The 18289-nt window shown below is 39.6% G+C and carries 14 protein-coding genes; 6 read left to right on the forward strand and 8 right to left on the reverse strand.

The window, feature by feature from the left end:
- Positions 1-68 precede the first annotated feature (68 nt).
- On the reverse strand, positions 69-2696 hold the full coding sequence (locus L8106_RS02315; RefSeq protein WP_009782561.1) for a CHAT domain-containing protein: 2628 nt from the start codon (positions 2694-2696) through the stop codon (positions 69-71).
- 270 nt (positions 2697-2966) lie between these two features.
- Here L8106_RS02315 and L8106_RS02320 point away from each other — a divergent pair, with 270 nt between their 5' ends.
- Both L8106_RS02320 and L8106_RS02325 read left to right on the forward strand, forming a co-directional pair.
- Positions 2967-3734: a hypothetical protein gene (locus L8106_RS02320; protein ID WP_156803557.1), complete on the forward strand. Its 768-nt coding sequence runs from the start codon at positions 2967-2969 to the stop codon at positions 3732-3734.
- A gap of 21 nt (positions 3735-3755) precedes the next feature.
- A complete protein-coding gene (locus tag L8106_RS02325; RefSeq protein ID WP_009782563.1) occupies positions 3756-4337 on the forward strand; it encodes a manganese efflux pump in 582 nt (193 codons plus the stop codon).
- A gap of 17 nt (positions 4338-4354) precedes the next feature.
- Here L8106_RS02325 and L8106_RS02330 read toward each other — a convergent pair whose 3' ends face one another.
- The 4 genes from L8106_RS02330 to L8106_RS02345 form a co-directional block, all read right to left on the reverse strand.
- A complete protein-coding gene (locus L8106_RS02330) occupies positions 4355-5251 on the reverse strand; it encodes an AEC family transporter (protein WP_009782564.1) in 897 nt (298 codons plus the stop codon).
- On the reverse strand, positions 5248-5511 hold the full coding sequence (locus tag L8106_RS02335) for a BrnA antitoxin family protein (protein WP_009782565.1): 264 nt from the start codon (positions 5509-5511) through the stop codon (positions 5248-5250). Before L8106_RS02335 ends, L8106_RS02330 begins: the two co-directional genes overlap by 4 nt.
- A gap of 2 nt (positions 5512-5513) precedes the next feature.
- Positions 5514-5780, reverse strand: a complete 267-nt coding sequence (locus L8106_RS02340; RefSeq protein WP_009782566.1) for a BrnT family toxin — start codon at positions 5778-5780, stop codon at positions 5514-5516.
- Between the two features lie 189 nt (positions 5781-5969).
- Positions 5970-8075, reverse strand: coding sequence for a M3 family metallopeptidase (locus tag L8106_RS02345; RefSeq protein WP_009782567.1), 2106 nt, complete (start codon positions 8073-8075; stop codon positions 5970-5972).
- Positions 8076-8186: 111 nt separating this feature from the next.
- Between L8106_RS02345 and L8106_RS02350 the strand changes: the two genes are divergently transcribed.
- The 3 genes from L8106_RS02350 to L8106_RS02360 all read left to right on the forward strand — a co-directional run bounded on the left by L8106_RS02350 (position 8187) and on the right by L8106_RS02360 (position 13420).
- Positions 8187-11312 carry a plasmid replication protein, CyRepA1 family gene (locus tag L8106_RS02350; RefSeq protein WP_369747729.1) on the forward strand — a complete coding sequence of 1042 codons (3126 nt, stop codon included), beginning with the start codon at positions 8187-8189 and terminating at the stop codon, positions 11310-11312.
- Positions 11313-11943: 631 nt separating this feature from the next.
- The gene (locus L8106_RS02355) at positions 11944-12153 is read left to right on the forward strand and encodes a hypothetical protein (RefSeq protein WP_009782569.1); all 210 of its coding nucleotides are present in this window, start codon (positions 11944-11946) and stop codon (positions 12151-12153) included.
- Positions 12154-12259: 106 nt separating this feature from the next.
- Positions 12260-13420, forward strand: coding sequence for a cupin domain-containing protein (locus L8106_RS02360; protein WP_009782570.1), 1161 nt, complete (start codon positions 12260-12262; stop codon positions 13418-13420).
- Positions 13421-13442: 22 nt separating this feature from the next.
- On the opposite strand, the gene L8106_RS02365 is transcribed toward L8106_RS02360, so the two are convergent.
- The 3 genes from L8106_RS02365 to L8106_RS02375 all read right to left on the reverse strand — a co-directional run bounded on the left by L8106_RS02365 (position 13443) and on the right by L8106_RS02375 (position 17257).
- Positions 13443-14282 carry a hypothetical protein gene (locus L8106_RS02365; protein WP_009782571.1) on the reverse strand — a complete coding sequence of 280 codons (840 nt, stop codon included), beginning with the start codon at positions 14280-14282 and terminating at the stop codon, positions 13443-13445.
- Positions 14283-14372: 90 nt separating this feature from the next.
- Positions 14373-16769, reverse strand: coding sequence for a phosphoenolpyruvate synthase (gene ppsA / locus L8106_RS02370; RefSeq protein ID WP_156803558.1), 2397 nt, complete (start codon positions 16767-16769; stop codon positions 14373-14375).
- 209 nt (positions 16770-16978) lie between these two features.
- The gene (locus tag L8106_RS02375; RefSeq protein WP_009782573.1) at positions 16979-17257 is read right to left on the reverse strand and encodes a DNA-binding transcriptional regulator; all 279 of its coding nucleotides are present in this window, start codon (positions 17255-17257) and stop codon (positions 16979-16981) included.
- A gap of 321 nt (positions 17258-17578) precedes the next feature.
- On the opposite strand from L8106_RS02375, the gene L8106_RS02380 reads away from it, so the two are divergent.
- The coding region (locus L8106_RS02380) for a transposase (RefSeq protein WP_009782574.1) at positions 17579-18289 on the forward strand (711 nt) is incomplete at its 3' end.

The following is an 18289-nucleotide window of genomic DNA, read 5'->3' on the forward strand; positions in this document are numbered from 1 at the left end:
ATCTCTATCGGCTAACCACTCAGTAAATTTACGGATAAGTTGGCGATCGCAATCTTAAAATTAAAAGTTTAATTGGGGTTGATTTTGGGGGCTTGCCATTCTCCTTGTAAGGTAAACGCCGCCCAAAAATAGGGAGATGACCATTTATTTTGTTGCCACATATCAATTTGAGCAACTCGTAAAGCCGCAACGGGGGAGAGATTTTGTTGCAGCATTCGTTGATAAAATTTCACCATTAACTCTGATGTTGCTTGGTCATCCACTTTCCACAAACTGACCACCACTCGGGGTGCACCTGCATACATAAATCCCCTCGTTAAACCGACTAATCCTTCGCCTCTAATATTTTCACCTAATCCCGTTTCACAGGCACTTAAAACAGCTAATTCTGCCGATAAATTCAGGTTAAAAATATCATATAAACGTAAAAAACCATTTAATGGTTCACCCGCTTCATTGACTAAAGATAACACTAACCCTGAAAGTTCAGGCGTTTCGCTATTGAGTAAACCATGAGTTGCAAAATGAACAATACGATATTGATTAATTTGTGGACTGGTGACAAATTCTCGGCGGGCTGAAAAGCCAAATTGTTTGATTGTATTATCGGTTGAAATCAAGTCTAAAATTCGTTCTGCTTCTTTTTCAGTAAAGGGTAAACGATCAAACAAAACTCCTGATTCTCGCGCCGAACGTTCCAACTCGGGGGATAACGGTTTAATATTTTCTGGAACTACATTTTTTACCCGATCATCTTGATAGCTAAAAACTGGATCAGCGAGTATAGCTAAGGCTTTAGGCGCAGGACTTCTATCCTTGAATTCTTCACGTAAAACTGCTAAAGTAGAAGCAGAAGGAAGGGTGACAATTTCATGGTTCACAATTAATGGTGTCCACTCCTGTTCTAAGATTAATGTTCCGGGGGTTGGTAAGGCGTTAAACGGTACATATTGTAAGACTCCATCTGCGACAATTAATAACCGTTTTTGATTGAGTTTTTCTAATTTTGGTAAAATTGTACTCGCTAATTTTTGTCCAGTATCTTCTGCAAGTGTTCGGCGAATTCGTTGAGTTGGAAGTAAAAAAGAATCTCGAAATGCAGTGACTTGACTTTCAATTTCTTCTCGTCCAGGGAGTTCATAACTTTCAATTGAAGCGGGTGTCACTACCCATAAATAACTGCGATTTTCTCCTAGAGAATATTCTAATAAAACTGTTTCAGAGTCGAGAATTTGTTGTTGAATTTCGCTCAATGTTAACGGTTGGGGTTGAGTTAATGCGGCGTAATTGGAACTGGTAGCCCGAATTTCAGTTAATAAACTGCGATATTTTTGTAGTAAATCATCAATTTCTATATTGATTGTTTTTCTTTGTTCTTCTGTATGTTCACTACTGAGTAAGCGAACTCGCAACTGTTCTAACGCACTGAGTTGTTGTTGTATTTCTTTTTTTTCTTGTAATAATTTTGGGTCAATTCCTGAGGTAATTTCTCCCCCAGACTCAGCTAATATTTCTAATAAACTTCTCGCCCTGGCTCGTTCACTGGCTTGTAAGGCTAACCCATCATAACCCTGTTCAGGATTCTGTTTATGCAGTTGCATCAACAAGTCAATATAAAATTCATAATATTCTTGTTTAGAGGCAAAAAAGGAGGTTCTTAAGTCTTGGCGATCAACTTTTGTGCGTAAGTCTTCAATAATTTCTAACGCTGCTTCTATCGTCTGAACTGCGGCTTCTAACTGACCTTGTTCTCGTTGAATTTGAGCAATATAATAAAGACTAAGGGGTTCTTTGGTTCTGTCTCCAACTGCTTGTCTAATTTCTAAAGATAGGGTACATTTTTCTAAAGCTTGCGCTAAATTTTCTTGTTTAAAATCTACATAACACAAATTATTTAAGGTACTCGCTTCTCGGGTACGATCTCCAATTTTTTGCCAGAGGGGTAAGGCTTCATTGTAAGTATTTTGAGCGAGTTTAAATTGATTAGATTGAGCATAAATATAACCCTGATTGTTCAAAGTTGCGGCTTGTCCACGAATATTTCTGATATCAGATTGGCTCGGTAACGCTCTCCAATAATTCAAAGCTTGCTCGTAGGTTTCTTTCGCTTGTTCTAATTCTCCTTGTTCAGAATAAACTTGACCAATATTATTTAAAATTAACGCAGTCATTTTCAAGTCAGCAGAACTTTCTGAACGCTGTAAGAGTGACTGAGCTTGTTGATAATAGTCTAACGCCCGATTGAGTTCTCCTAAATTATAATATAATAAACCCATACTATTTAACGTTGATGCTTCTGCTGATTCTAAGCCAATTTGTTTACGAAGAATGTGAGCTTTTTCATAGGCTTCTAACGCCTTTTGATATTCACCCCACTTGAGATAAACCTCAGCAGAAAGCTCTAAAATAGGAGCCTCCCAATATTCGGGTTGAGAAAGTTGAGGAACTAACTGTAAAACTTGACGATAATAATTTAAAGCTGCTTGATATTCTCCTAAATCAGAATGAATTAACCCTAAAAATTGTAACGTTGTTGCTTCTTGAGTAAAATCTCCCTGTTCTTGCCAAAGTTTCAACGCAATTTCTAACTGTTCAATCGCTTGATGTAAAGCGGTACTTGTTCCCTGACGATAGTGATTTAAGCCAGCTTTCAGGGCTTGTTGTGCCGGATTATTAGAATTGACTGCAAGTATCATTTCTTCCCTCAACTCCCTATCCAAGACGTTAGAGGGGTTTACTGACTCACTTGAGGCGACGGGCGCAGTTTTTCCTGATAGCAGAACGCCCAATAGAAAAGTAACTTGAAGCGTTCGGAAAAATCGCCTGTTCAAGAAAATCTTGTTCCGTTTGTGTTCACAGGTCATTAGTTAACTTAAAATAGCTTTTGTAATAATATTGAGGATGTTCGCCTCAATCTTTGATGTACATTTTATAGTTCTCTTTTTCAATTTTAACCGCTAAATCAGATGATGCCATTAAACTTAACTTTCCCTCACTATCCTTACCAAAAAACCATCTTGAGTCTGCTATCGGGTTTATTTTTTGCTGTCGGGTTTGGACTGCTAAATGTTCCCGCTTTAGCTCAAATTGATTTGGCTATCGTTCAAGAGATTTTGGATGGAGAAGAAGTCTTCATCGAAGAACAGCAAGCCCAACTGCAAGATCAAGCCAATTTAGGACAGCTTATTCGGACTCAAGAATCTCGCGCCAGTCTAGAATTTAGTAACGGTGCTGCTGGACGGATTGGAACAAATTCTCGCGTTACTGTCGGTCAATGTGTCGATATTCAACAAGGTCAAGTGGTCGTTAGTGGGCCTGCAAATGGTTGTATTGGAGGATTTTCTGTTGGAGTAAAAGGTACACTTTATATTATGGAAACTGATGAAAATGGCATCGGAAATATTAAAGTATTAGAGGGAGAAGTTGAAGTCACTTCTCAAGAAACAGGCGCCGTTCCGATTATTCTCAGGGAAGGTCAAAAAATAGGAGTTTTACCCGGTGTACTCGGAGAAATCCAAGATATTACTCCTGAAGAATTGGCTTTGATTTTAACTGGAGAACTCTTTTCTGGCTTTAATATTCCCATTACACCAGAAGGTGCATTACAATCAATCTGTCAGCGAATTGTTCCGTCTGGTTTTAGTTGTGCAAGGAATGGAGTTCCGACTCCTAGTATTCCAACTCCTCCAGTACCATCGATTCCTAGACCTTCGATTCCTGGTTCTCCTTTCTAAGTTGAATTAACCCTTTAAAACATGAATTTGCTTGAGTCTGTTTTGAGTTCAATTGTTTTGTCACTTTCTACCAATCTTGATAATTTAACAGTCGGGATGAGTTACGGATTGCGAAACTGGATTGTTCCGACTTCTGCTAACTTTGCGATTGCGATTCTTTCAGGGTTAAGCACCTGGATTTCGATTCACCTTGGGGATAAAATTCGTCACTATTTACCGAATAGTTTAGCGGGTTATTTAGGAAGCTTAATTCTAATTATCATTGGTATTCTCAGCATTTGGCAAACGCTCATCTCAGACTCAAGTGAAACCGCAGAATTAAACTCTCAAAATTCAATCAACAGACTGAGTTTAAGAACCGCTATTTTATTAGGATTGGGTTTAACAATTACCAATTTAGGAACAGGTGTCGGAGCGGGTATTGCTGAGTTCAATGCCATTTTAACCAGTTTTTTCAGCTTTTGTTCGAGTTTACTCACTATTGGCGGAGGTTACTGGCTAGGGAAACAGTTCAATCAAAAACCTCTGGGAATTGAATTAGGATTAATTGCTGGATTATTACTAATAATTTTGGGCGGATTTAACCTATCTGGTGAGTTTTAACTCTTTTTAGCTCATTTTCAAATAAAAGTTTGTAAAGCCAATAAAACCCCCGGTAAAGTGATAAAAGCAAGTAACGTTGAAACCACCACAACTCGTGCAGTTTGACTGGCATCTCCCCCAAATTCATGCACCATTAAAAAAGCAGTAATTGCAGTTGGCATTGAACTCTGCAAAACTAAAACCTTTAAATCTAAATCTTCTAATCCCAACAATTTACCCACTGAAAATGCAATCACAGCACCCCCGAAAAGACGTAAAAAACTCGCTCCTACTTCATATAAATTGAAGACTAACCGATGACTCGCAATTTGGATTCCTAACATTAATAACGCTATCGGAATGGCAGCATTAGCTAATAAGTTCAAGCCTTCATCTAAGTTCAAGGGAAGCGGAACATTAAACACTCGTAAACAGATGCCAAAAGTTACCGCCCAAGTGAGAGGAAGTTTCAGCATAAACTGTATTGAAGAACGAAATCCCCCACTTTGTAAAAAAGCCGGAACCGTCATTAAAACAACAATATTCCAAGCAATTAAATAAACAATCGCCCGTTCTAATCCTGCCTCTCCCAAAGCAAATAAAGTCACCGGAAGCCCTAAATTACCAACATTAGGTAAAGCCGTTGTTGTCACTAAACTCTTTTTTAAATCCGTTGTAAACTGTAAATAATGGCTTAATTGCCATGCTAAAACACATAAAATAATAAATGTAATTAAAAACCCAACCGTAATCGAAATTGCATTTTCACCACTCAGCGTTGTTTTGTAGAGATTATCAATAATTAAAGCTGGAAATAATACATACAAACTGAGACGAGAAAGGGTAGATTGATCGAAGTTTAGCTTTTTTCCGACAATAAAGCCAATCAAAACAATACAAGCTACAGGCAAGATTGCGGAAAGAATAACAATCATAAATTATGCTCAATGCGCTCAAGTTCTTCACGTACCACTCGGCGTAGGATTTCTTCCAAAGGTTCGCGGCTTTGCTGAATATGTTGACGTAATACTTCGTTAATTAATGTTTGGTAGTTCCCCCCACTTACTAAGTGAACTTGTTCACGACACCATGCTAACACCTCATCATCTAAGCAGATTGTGATGCGCGTTTTTCCGGGTAAAATTGGTTCGATTGCCCCTCGTTTACCTTGATTAAAATCATATTCTGCTTCCATGATTATTCCTCCTCATACTGTTGTCGTTCTTTTCGGGTTGCTTTGCGAGCAGAAATCAATCGAATCTCATCCTCTCGCACCGTGTAAACAACAACCAGAATTCTACCAAAAGCATCCATACCGACTGTGATGAACCGTTCTTCTTCAAATCGCTCGTCTGTAATCGTAATTGCCAGATCATCTGAAAAAATAGATACTGCGTCAGCGAAGTCGATACCATGTTTGCGAAGATTGGCTATTGCTTTATCCCTGTTCCATTGGTAAGCCATCTAAATTATACTATGCACATTTGTACATACTACAAAGCCTCTCACTCAGTCTGCCTTTACACTTAGATTATAGGATAGCATAATATTTTTAAATAATTTAAACTCATCTATTTAATCCTCCACTTTCGATGGATATCTTAACACCTTAGAGACGCTCTAAAAGAACGCCTCTAGAAAATTTTCAGGTAATTATGCTGCGGGAACTAAACCACTATGAACCAACAAAGGTTGAGTCATCGGTTCACGTCCTCGGAAAGACTTAAAGACTTCCATTGGATGTAAACTTCCACCCAAAGCCAAAACCGTTTCTCGGAAACGTTTACCCGTTTCAGCCATTGCTTTTTCATCTTCTAATCCCGCTTCTTCAAAGGCAGAAAAAGCATCCGCACTGAGAACTTCAGCCCATTTATAGCTGTAATAACCTGCTGCATAACCTCCCGAGAAAATATGCCCAAATGCACATAAAAACGCATCTTCCGGTAATGGTTTTAACACTGTTGTATTTTGAGAAATCCGGTTTCTGACATCAATAACCGTTTCATTTCCCCCCGGTTGATAACGGTGGTGCAATTCCAAATCAACTAAACCAAAATGAAGCTGTCGTAACATCACCGTACCACTCATATAGGTACGTGCAGCCAGCAACTTTTGATAATAATGTTCAGGTAAAGATTCTCCCGTCTGATAATGTTTAGCCATGCCAAACAAAGTCACCCGATCATAACACCAATTTTCCATAAATTGGCTAGGCAACTCCACCGCATCCCATTCAACATTATTAATACCTGCCGCACCCGGATAATCAACCGTTGTCAACATATGTTGTAAACCGTGACCAAATTCATGGAATAACGTTTCCACCTCACTAAAGGTCATTAAACTTGGTTTTCCGTCAACAGGTGGCGTTTGATTACATTGCAAATAAGCCACAGGTAAACAAACTGTAGATTTACCATTTTCTGTGATTTTTGACCGAGTAATACACTCATCCATCCAAGCCCCACCCCGTTTTTCTGAGGGACGACTATAGGGGTCTAAATAAAAGTAAGCGATGGAATTTTCAGTTTCATCAATGACTTCAAAATAACGCACATCTTCATGCCAAACGGGGGCATGACCATCAGCCGAAATAATCGTCACTCCAAAAATTCGTTTGACCAAACCAAATAACCCTTCTAACACTTGAGGTAAGGGAAAATAAGGGCGTAGTTCTTCATCGGTAAACGCAAATTTTTCTTCCCGTTGACGTTCTGCCCAAAAACTCATATCCCACTGTTTCAAGTCTTTTGCTTCTGGGGCATTTGTAGACGCAGCAAAGGCTTTCAGTTCTTCAAAATCTTTGAGTGCTGCTTCATAACTCACAACACGTAATTCTTCCGATAATGCCTCGACTGCTTCCACACTCGGCGCCATTTTAGTCGCTAAACTCAACTCAGCATAACTACTAAAACCCAGTAACTTAGACTTTTCTTGACGCAATTCTAAAATCCGATCAATTAACGGAAAATTATTCAACTCGCCGTTTGAAGCCCGACTAACATAAGCCTTAAAAACCTGTTCTCGTAACGCTCGGCGTTTACTAAACTTTAGGAAAGGGCCGAAACTAGGAAAATCTAACGTAATTCGCCAGGGGCCTTTTTCGGCAGTCGCGGCTTCGATCCCTTCTGCACGGGCGGCTTGAGCGGCTAAACTCAATAAACTCGGCGGTAAACCTTCAATTTCTTCCGGTTCAGTTAAAGTCAAACTAAACGCTTTTGTGGCATCCAAAACATGATTAGAAAACTTAGTCGAAAGTTCCGCTAGCTCTAGTTCTATCGCATTATAACGATCTCGTTTTTCTCCTTCTAAACCCACACCAGACAGTTCAGCATCCCGAATTGCTGCCTCAACAATTCGCTTTTGGGCTGAATCTAAATTCTCCCATTGTGAAGACTCATGCAGTGCTTTAAACGCTTTGTAAAGGGCTTGACTTTGATTCAGTTTATTAATAAACTCTACAACTTTTGGCTGAACTGTTTCATGGGCTTTTCGGAGTTCAGAACTATTTTTCACACCCATTAAATGGTTAACCACACCCCAACTCCAGGTCAACCGTTCCTCCAACCGTTGCAACGGTTCAACTAAATCTTCCCAAGTCGGTTGTACATTGGCTTCGAGGGTCGTGAGTTCGGCATCAAGTCCCTCGATCAGTTCCATCATCTCTGGAACCACTGTCTCCGGCTTGATCATCTCAAAGGGAGGGAGTCCTTTTCCTCGTAATAAGGGTTTGTCTGTTTTTGTGGTGTTCGCGATCATTCCTTTTTCCTGTAGGGGTCACTCAATTGTTATACCAAGTTCTAGGGGTTTAGTGCATTTTGTCGGGAACTCCAGAACAATTACAACTCCCCACTCCTTAGTATTTATAGCGTGACTCAATCAAACTTGATAGCCAAAACACTAGATGTAGACTATGATTGTGAATCCCCGTCGAAATCTCTCACCCGCACCATGTCCGTGAATCATCTCATCGAGTGGAACGCAAGCTGCGTTGACGAACAACTGACTCAACTTAATGTTACTCCCTTAGAAGGCTATCGTCCCCTAGATTATCTACTCTATTCTGACACCTTACCCCGACGCAATGATGGCCGAGTGAGCGATCGCATTCTCCACCGTTATCAACACCTCTACGAAGGCGGTTGGTGGTGTTCTGGGATTGATATTCTTACCGGAAAAGATGACCTCTGGGGCTGTTTTAAACCCGTACATCCGCGTATTATTGGCGATCATAACAAAATTATTAAATATGAACATCCGCCCCAAACTCCCACCGGAATTTTTGCGTTGCGAGTCTCTCAACCGATATGGGAACAGATCGCCCAACGTTATCATTTAACTCTTTCTGAAAAAGATATTAAACCCGATCAAAGTGATCTGGGGTTTTGGGATTGGGTAATTGATCATCCCCAAATTCCCCTTTGTATTACCGAAGGCGCGAAAAAAGCTGGGGCGTTACTGACAGCCGGATATGTCGCCATCGCCCTTCCCGGTATTCATGGCGGTTATCGAGTTCCCCGAGACGAGTGGGGAAAACGCATCGGAAAATCCCGGTTAATTCCACAGTTGCAAAAGTTAGCCACATCCACGCGAGACATTTATATTGTTTTTGATCAAGATAGTCAACCCAATACGATTAAAGCCGTTAATACTGCAATCAAACAAACGGGTTATTTGCTAACTAAAAACGGGTGTTCGGTTCACATTGTAACTTGGAACTCTCACTTCGGAAAAGGAGTGGATGATTTAATTTTAAGCCATTCTTCAGAGGCTTTTGATCAGGCTTATGAAACCGCAATTTCCTTAGAAGCTTGGCAAGCATTATCATTGAATCGCCTGACGTTTTCGGCTAATATTCAAGTTAACCAACGGTATTTATCCAATCTTGCTATTCCTCAAACCGCCAAACTCATTGGCATCAAATCCCCCAAAGGAACAGGTAAAACCCAATTCATCGAACAAATCGTTCAACAAGCAAAAAAGCAGGGTCAATCGGTCTTAGTCATTAGCCATCGGATTCGTTTAGTCGAAGCATTATGTCAGCGATTTGGGTTAAAATATATCCAAGAAAAAGATCCAAAATCCTCTCAAGAACAAATTTCGGGTTATGGTCTTTGTATTGACTCTCTCCATCCCGATTCTCGTGCGAATTTCAACGCCGAAAATTGGTCAGATAGTGTTGTCATTATCGATGAAGTTGAACAAGTATTATGGCATGGGTTAAACTCAGATACTTGTCGTCATCAACGAGTTGCGATTCTCAAATCTCTCAAATCTCTGATGCAAAATGTCATTGGAGGACAGGGAAAGGTTGTCGTTGCGGATGCAGATTTAAGTGATATTTCCATTGATTACCTTCTTGCTTTAGCGGGAGTCCCTCAAACCCCTTTTATTATTCACAATGAATGGAAACCGCAAACAGAAGAAGCGTGGTCAGTTTCTAGTTATCGTGGAAATACACCTAAACAACTGGTTAAAGATTTAGAACAACATATTGCTGAAGGCGGTAAACCCTTTGTTTGTTTATCCGCGCAAAAATTAGCTAGTCAGTGGGGAACTTGTACCCTAGAAACCTATTTAAAAACCCAATTTCCCAACCTAAAAATCCTGCGAATAGATTCAGAATCTCTCTCCGATCCTAGCCATCCGGCTTATGGTTGTATTAATCAACTCAATTCGACCCTAAAAAACTACGATATTGTCTTAGCTTCGCCCTGTATTGAAACCGGAGTCAGTATCGATATTCAAGGACATTTTACCTCAGTTTGGGGAATTGCTCAAGGCATCCAGGGAGAAAATTCGGTACGTCAAGCTTTGGGACGAATTCGTGAAAACTTACCTCGTTATTTGTGGGTAGCGACTCATGGGTTTAATCAAGTTGGAAATGGTTCCGTCTCGATGGCAAGTTTACTCAGTTGTAATCATCGTTTAACTCGGTTAAATATTCGCCTCCTGCAACAATCTGATTTTGCAGGTTTAGATGACTTGGAAATGGGATTTCAAGCCGAATCGTTACTCTGTTGGGCGAAAATGGCAGTGCGGTTTAATGCGTCAATGAGTCGGTATCGAGAGTCAATTCTCACCGCATTAAAATCAGAAGGTCATCAAATTTTAGACGTTCCGCTTGAAAAGAGTCCTTCCCGAACCCATTCTACCTCGAATAGCAAACAAAGTCAAAACAAGAAAAACTCATTGCGTCCGAGTTTATCAGAAATGATTTCAGCAGTCCGTGATCAAAACTATCAAGCCGAATGTCAAGCGATTTCTCAAGCAACAACAATTAGCGATCGCCAATATCAAGCCCTACAAAAAAAGCTGCTAAAAACCACAGCCGAACGACGTTCACAGCGGAAATATGAGTTAACCTTAAAATATGGAATTCCGATCACCAGCGATTTAATTGAAAAAGATGATCGAGGATGGTATGATCAACTTAGAATTCAATACTTTCTAACTCTTGGTCGTCCTTATTTAAGTCATAGAGATGCAGCGATCGCTCATCGATTAATTGAACAAGGTCAAGGGAATATATTTGTTCCTGATTTTAACCGTTCCCAACTGGGGGCGATGATTGGAATGATGGAATTACTCGGAATTCCTGCTTTAATTCAAAATCCCCAACGAGAATTAAAAAATACCGACACAGATTTACAAAAAGTTACAGAAATTGCATTACGAGATCGGTTAGCGATTAAATCAATTGTGGGGATTGGATTAGCAAAAAATTCAAGTCCAATCGTTGTGATTAGACGATTTCTAGAGAAAATAGGATATAGCCTAGAATGTTTGCGATTAGAACGCCATGATAAAAAACGAATTCGGGTTTATCGCATCGTTGAACCCGATGATGGACGCTTAGAAGTCTTTCAGAAATGGTTAGCGTTTGAAAAACAATCACCGGGACAGTTACCCCCACAAACCGAAAAATCCTTAAATGCGATCGCCGCAATTGACTCACTCAAACCAGAATTTACCCAACTCTGTTTTCAGTTTTAAAACAATATTCACACCAAAGGAATCACCTACAGAGTAGTATAAAAAGCGGTTTTAAGGAGAAGTTGTCAATCAAGGAATCACTCATAAATTCCATGATATCGAAAACTTGACTAATCAGATCGCTGACAGAATAAAGCTTTAAAATCACCCAAAATTTGTAAAGCCTCTGTAAAACTTCAGTAAAACCACTGACAACTCAAAAATAAAATGCAATGATGATAAATAGCAATACCGAAGACCTCCAAGAGAAGGGAGCGGCTCTCGATAAGTTGCTGAATGGATTGATTATTAGACAGCCTATGGGTGTTTACCTTAAGAGTTAAAGTTTCAGAAATATTCTGAATAAAAACTCTAACTTCTCTCTTAATAAGGATCATCTAAGTTTCCTGTGGTCAATTCTCCTGTGTTCAATGTTTTCTGTGTGTGTGATTTGTTTAAAGCTTGAGTTTTCTGTGGTCAATTGAAAATAAAAGTCTCAGCTTCGGTTGAGGCTATTTTTTTTGATCACATTGTCGGGGGGTGACAACAGCCAACATTAAAAGATTTGATCAGATTTGTCATTTTCTTGTCATAATTGGTCGTTACTCTACAAATAGACCAAAAATTTAATCAATCAATCTCAAGATATCCTATGTCTACAACCTCCTTAGAAAGACCCTTAACCCCTAGCCGTATTGAAATTTTCATTGAAGACATGACAACAAAAGTAGCGAGTCCTGTCCAATTCAAATCCCATCCAATTCATGCAATGAATGACAACAATCAAGATTATGACTATGACGTGGATCAAAGTTTGGGTCTCCGTCGCCGTCGCGGTCAATATCAACCGAGTTTTCGCTAAACTATGCAAAATTAATCAAATATCAGATTAAAAAGCATTGACTATGAAACTTCAATTCAAACTTGCAACTGCTTTTAGCCTCCTATTATAGTTCTAGGTAGCCCTCATGCAAACCTTTGCAGATCTTTTAGCTCCTCATTCTGGGGAGTTATTTCTACAAAAAAATTGGCTAAAACAAGCCCTTATTATCAGCGGCTATTCTCCCCACAAATTCAGTCATCTATTTTCCTGGCAAGATTTCAATACTTTACTCAACTTTCATCATCTAACTTATCCTGAAATTCGACTCGCAAAAAGCGGTCAAACGTTACCAGAAAATGCTTACGATAACCTGATTAAAAGTTGTCAAGACGGAGCAACTGTCATTATAGATAGTCTACAGACTCGACTCCCTGTTATCGCTGAATTTACAGCTAACTTACGCAACGAACTCGGACATCGCACTCAGATCAACGCTTATTGTTCTTTCCCTGGATCTCAAGGTTTTGCTTGTCATTATGACTCCCACGAAGTCTTTATTCTACAAATTTCGGGTGATAAACACTGGCGAGTTTTTTCCCCAACCTTTGAATTTCCCCTCTCTAAACATCGTTCAAATTTACTCGATCCCCCAACCACTGATCCCTATATTAATCAAGTCTTAAAACCCGGAGATTTATTATATATTCCGCGTGGACATTGGCATTATGCTGTTGCGGTTGATCAACCTTCTCTCCATTTAACATTAGGAGTAGACTGTCAAACCGGAATCGATTTTGTCGAATGGTTAACAGAAGAACTACAAGAAAATCCTCTTTGGCGTCAAAGTTTACCTCTGTTAAATTCAACTCATCGTCAAGCTTGTTCTCAACACCTGCGTGATTTAATTCAAAAATGGATTGGACAGTTAGAAACTGATGAATTCATTGATCGTTATCTCGATGAACAATTCATCCAGGGACAACCCTCAACCCAATTTGGTTTTCCTGCACAAGTGGGGTTTTCTCTGTTTCCTGAAGACAAAAAAACTCAATTTTATCGCCCTCCAAAACCTGTAAAAATTACAAATTTACCTGAAGATCACATCGAAATTTGTACAGCTAATAAACGTATTACCCTGAAAGGAATCAGTCGAGAAGTGATTGAACGTTTATTTCAACAAACAAGATTTTCTGGTATCGATCTTTGTAATTGGCTACCAGAATTTGACTGGGAAGCGGATATTTGCGCGATGATGACCCAATTAATTTTATCTGGTATTATTCTCGTCGAACCCCCTCAATTGTAAACAGAGATTTAGGATCAAATCATTAAGATTGAGGGGGAACTGTTAAAGGTGGATAACACAAGTCAATTTCCTGCACTAACCACCCGCCAAAACTGTTAAGAAATTCGCTAATTTGTACCGGATCATCAATGGGGTTAATCGCCCAAGTTAGTGCTTGATACATTTGAGATTGCTTTTCAGGAAAATAACGGGAAAATAGTTGATAACAAGGATATAAATCACGAGTATAACATTGAGCCGTTTCCATGACAATTTCAAACCCAGAACGAACAATACGCTTCATCATCCATTGACATATTTTGTGAACAGTTGCAGATTCCGTTTGATCTAACTGCTGTAAATCGATCATAACCCGTTGTAAATCTTCTTCTAAATTAAACCCATGACTAACCGCATTAATATCCGGTTTATACGAGGGAAACTGTAAGCTAATATCTTCACCCCAAACACAAGCCGCTTGAGTTTTTAGCAGCATTCTGAGATGATTATAAGCTTCTAAATTAAAATTCAATAAACCCTCCGCTTCTAACGCCTTTAATTCCACGCCAGTACAAAACGGATATTCAAGTTTTAACTGTTTTTTAACCGAATCAAACCAAGAGTCATCGAGTTGTGATTTTTTAGTATTCACCACAGCAAAACTATCTAAATCAGATACCTCATAAATTGCTTTTCCGACGGCGACAGAACCCCGAATATAAATACTATGAATCGCCTCATTCCAATACGTTTTATACGCTAAAATCACCCGATCAACTAATAACCGCCATTCAGCAGGAATTTTATCGATACTGGCTTCACGGATAATAAACCCCGCCTCATCAACAGTTAACATTTGACCAATTTCTAAAATTTCTCCCATTTAACTAATCGCTAAATCAACAAAAAAATGACCGTATCTCCCAGAAAAAAGAGGATAGGGAGATACATTAAAGGTGAAAATATAGTCAGCTTAAACCCTGTTCTGTTCGACTTCAGCCACCCGTCGTTTCACCTTAACCACACTATCAGGATTTAACGAAATCGAATCAATTCCCGCTTCCACTAAAAACTCGGCAAAATCGGGATAATCACTCGGGGCTTGACCACAAATTCCAACTTTACGTCCAGCTTCGTGGGCGGTTTTAATTAAGCGTTGAATCATCCGTTTAACCGCCAAATCTCGTTCATCAAATAACTCCGCCAATTCTCCAGAATCCCGATCTACTCCTAACACCAACTGCGTCAAATCATTCGTCCCAATCGAAAACCCATCAAACCGTTTTGCAAACTCATCGGCTAATTCAACATTAGACGGAAGTTCACACATCACATAAACCTGTAAACCCTTTTCACCCCGCTTCAAGCCATTACTTTCTAACACCTCCAACACCCGATCCGCCTCTTTTAACGTGCGACAAAAAGGAATCATAATAATCACATTATCCATCCCAATCACTTCTCGCACACGTTTAATCGCCTTACACTCTAACGCAAACCCTTCCCGATAGCGATCGCTATAATAACGCGAAGCCCCCCGAAATCCTAACATCGGATTTGCTTCTACCTTTTCAAATTGTTGACCCCCAATCAAATCCGCATACTCATTGGTTTTAAAATCACTCATCCGCACAATTACAGGTTTAGGATGTTGAGACGCAGAAATTTTAGCAATTCCTCGGGATAACAAATCCACAAAATAATCGGTTTTATCCTCATATCCATGCGTCATTTCCGAGATTTCGTGACGAATCGAATAATTCGTAATTTTATCAAAATGAATCAACGCCATTGGGTGAACTTTAATGATATTATTGATCAAAAATTCCATCCGGGCTAACCCAATTCCATCGGCGGGAAGTTGCCACCAACAAAACGCCGCAGTTGGACTGCCAATATTCATCATAATCTTCGTTTTGGTTTGTGGAATATCCAACAAACTGACTTCTTTTGACTCAAATTCTAACAAGCCTTCATAAACATAACCTTCCTCACCTTCTGCACAAGAAATTGTTACTTCTTTGCCATCTGGCAATAATTGTGTCGCCTTTCCGGTTCCTACAATTGCCGGAATTCCTAACTCTCGACTAATAATAGCAGCGTGACAAGTTCTTCCCCCATGATCGGTGACAATTCCCGCCGCTTTTTTCATAATTGGAACCCAATCACGATCAGTCATTTCTGTCACCAGAATCGTTCCTTCAGTAAACTGTTCAATATCGGTAACATTGCGAATTAAACAGACTTTACCGCTAGCAATGGCATCCCCAACACTCAATCCAACTAACAAACGATCACTTTGTTGTTTCAATGAATAAGTCTTGAGTGTACCCGCCTGCTTTTGAGATTGTACCGTTTCTGGGCGGGCTTGCACGACATAAAGTTCACCTGTATCACCATCTTTTGCCCATTCAATATCCATCGGACAACGATAATGTTCTTCAATCAATTCCGCCCATTTTGCAAGTTGTAAAATATCCTCATCATCCAACACAAAAGATTGTAATTCAAACAAAGAAGTTGGCACCGTTCGCGTTGTTTTTGTCGTTCCAAACGCATAGATCATTTTTTCCTGTTTATTCCCCAAACTTTTCTCGATAATTGGTTTTAAATCAGGTCGTTTTAACAGCGGTTTAAACACCCGATATTGATCCGGTGTTACTGAACCTTGAACCACTAATTCTCCTAATCCCCAAGAAGCCGTAATTAAAATATCATTAGGAAAACCCGTTTCGGGATCAATCGAAAACATTACCCCAGAACAAGCTTTATCCGATCTCACCATTTTTTGAATAACAATAGACAGGGCAACATCCATATGATTGTACCCTTGTGTATCCCGATAACTAATCGCCCGATCTGTAAATAAAGAAGCATAACATTTGCGGCAAGCTTCCAAAACTTCCTCAGTTCCAGTAATATTGAGATAGCTTTCTTGTTGTCCGGCAAAACTAGCATCTGGTAAATCTTCAGCCGTCGCACTACTGCGAACCGCAACATCAACTTCTTCGAGGTTATAGCGATCAGAAAGTTGACGATAACCTTCTCGAATCGCTTCTGCAATTTCATCCGGAAACCGAGAACGAACTAATAAACGACGAATTGTTTTTCCCGCTTTTTCTAGCGGAATTTCTCCCTTTTGAAACTGTTCAATTTGATACAGAATTTTGGATTGAAGATTGTTAGCTTCTATAAACTGCCAGTACGTTTGAGCCGTAATCGCAAACCCATCGGGAACACGAATCCCTTTAGATTTCAGGGATTTTACCATTTCTCCCAAAGAAGCATTTTTCCCCCCAACAATGGGAACATCATTCACTCCAATGCTTTCAAACCAACGAATATAAGAGTTTTCCTGAGTCATGGTCATTTTTTCCCCTGGTGTTGTCTTGTATGTTCTGTTCAATTATGACAAACCTTTTTCAAGAGTAGTGTGCAAAAATTTTAGTGAATTCTTGACTGAAACGCTTAATTTCACAGGTAGGTTTGGAAATCAAACACAAATTTTCATCAATTCACTCTCAATTTACAACACAATTCTTGATCAATAGCTGAACCCATAAATTCTCCCTCAACTTCTTAGTTTTTACAATTTTCTCCATTGATTTGATTAGGATCACATCCAAAATATAAAAACAATAGATCAGCCCCTTCGTGATCCATATCAATCAACTTTTGTTTAATTGCTTGCAATGCTAAATGAGAAGGTTGAGTACGTCCCCGTTCCCAACGATTAACCGTTTGAAACGAAACTCCCAGTTGCGTCGCTAATTTTTCTTGGGACAATCCTAACCGTTTGCGTAACGTTAAAATCAAAATAGGAATACTTTTTTTCATATTGATCAAGATCATTTGCATAACAACTTCAACCTCAAAATCAAAAACTTGAACAAATGGTATAACAACCTTCTATTAATATTATTAATCTTCAGTTCGAGGATGACTTCCTCTGAATGGATGAACAGATCGGGTGAAAATCAACCCCCATCCCACCTGTCAATTCTCCAAAATTAGACTAAACCGATGAACCTTCACCTCTAAACTGTAGTTTACGGTAGGGATGCGTAAAGCCCCCGTATTTTAATCGGGGGATACAAGTGATCTTGCCAAATTTATTTGGCAGTGAAAAGAAGGTAACTTTGTGCTATTATAGTTTAGCGTGATTGACGACGATAAACTATGCTTGTATACGAGATGAAGTTGAAAGGAACGGAAAGTCAGTACCGAAGGCTTGATGAAGCCATTCGGACAGGTCGATTTGTTCGTAACAGCGTCATCAAAGCATGGTTAGATGGTCAGGTTAAAAGTCGCAACGATGCCTATAAACACTGCAAGGTGCTGTCAGACAACCCGGAATTCCCTTGGGTTGCCAGATTAAACTCAATGGCGCGACAGGCACACGCGGAAAGGGCTTGGGCATCAATTGAACGGTTTTATAGAAATTGTAGGCAAAAAATACCGGGGAAGAAGCGGTGCGACCTCGCGGCTTTGCAAGCCGCTAGAGGAAGCGCACCAAGAAAGGGGTTCCCAAAGTTTAAAAAGTACCAAGTCAGAGCGTCTGTTGAATACAAGACATCAGGCTGGAAACTGTCGAAAGATCGGCGTTATTTAACCTTTAGCGACAAATTTGAAGCGGGTACATTTAAACTGTGGGGAAGTCGAGATTTGCACTTCTATCAACTCCAACAAATTAAACGGGTTAGAGTGATTAGAAGGCACGATGGTTATTATGCACAATTTTTGATCTTACACGAACGAGAGGAGAAAAAAGAACTCACAGGGAAACAAACAGGGTTAGATGTCGGTCTTAACTATTTCTACACTGATTGTTCTGGTAATCAAGCAGACAATCCTCGGTTTTTGAGAAAGGATGAACGCCAACTTAAAAAG

Source organism: Lyngbya sp. PCC 8106, assembly GCF_000169095.1.
GTDB lineage: Bacteria > Cyanobacteriota > Cyanobacteriia > Cyanobacteriales > Microcoleaceae > Capilliphycus.

Excerpts from the sequence above, each read along its gene's own strand:
- L8106_RS02315 (WP_009782561.1), bottom strand. The coding sequence starts at position 2,696 with ATGATACTTGCAGTCAATTCTAATAATCCGGCACAACAAGCCCTGAAA.
- L8106_RS02320 (WP_156803557.1), top strand. The coding sequence starts at position 2,967 with ATGATGCCATTAAACTTAACTTTCCCTCACTATCCTTACCAAAAAACC.
- L8106_RS02325 (WP_009782563.1), top strand. The coding sequence starts at position 3,756 with ATGAATTTGCTTGAGTCTGTTTTGAGTTCAATTGTTTTGTCACTTTCT.
- L8106_RS02330 (WP_009782564.1), bottom strand. The coding sequence starts at position 5,251 with ATGATTGTTATTCTTTCCGCAATCTTGCCTGTAGCTTGTATTGTTTTG.
- L8106_RS02335 (WP_009782565.1), bottom strand. The coding sequence starts at position 5,511 with ATGGAAGCAGAATATGATTTTAATCAAGGTAAACGAGGGGCAATCGAA.
- L8106_RS02340 (WP_009782566.1), bottom strand. The coding sequence starts at position 5,780 with ATGGCTTACCAATGGAACAGGGATAAAGCAATAGCCAATCTTCGCAAA.
- L8106_RS02345 (WP_009782567.1), bottom strand. The coding sequence starts at position 8,075 with ATGATCGCGAACACCACAAAAACAGACAAACCCTTATTACGAGGAAAA.
- L8106_RS02355 (WP_009782569.1), top strand. The coding sequence starts at position 11,944 with ATGTCTACAACCTCCTTAGAAAGACCCTTAACCCCTAGCCGTATTGAA.
- L8106_RS02360 (WP_009782570.1), top strand. The coding sequence starts at position 12,260 with ATGCAAACCTTTGCAGATCTTTTAGCTCCTCATTCTGGGGAGTTATTT.
- L8106_RS02365 (WP_009782571.1), bottom strand. The coding sequence starts at position 14,282 with ATGGGAGAAATTTTAGAAATTGGTCAAATGTTAACTGTTGATGAGGCG.
- ppsA (WP_156803558.1), bottom strand. The coding sequence starts at position 16,769 with ATGACCATGACTCAGGAAAACTCTTATATTCGTTGGTTTGAAAGCATT.
- L8106_RS02375 (WP_009782573.1), bottom strand. The coding sequence starts at position 17,257 with ATGCAAATGATCTTGATCAATATGAAAAAAAGTATTCCTATTTTGATT.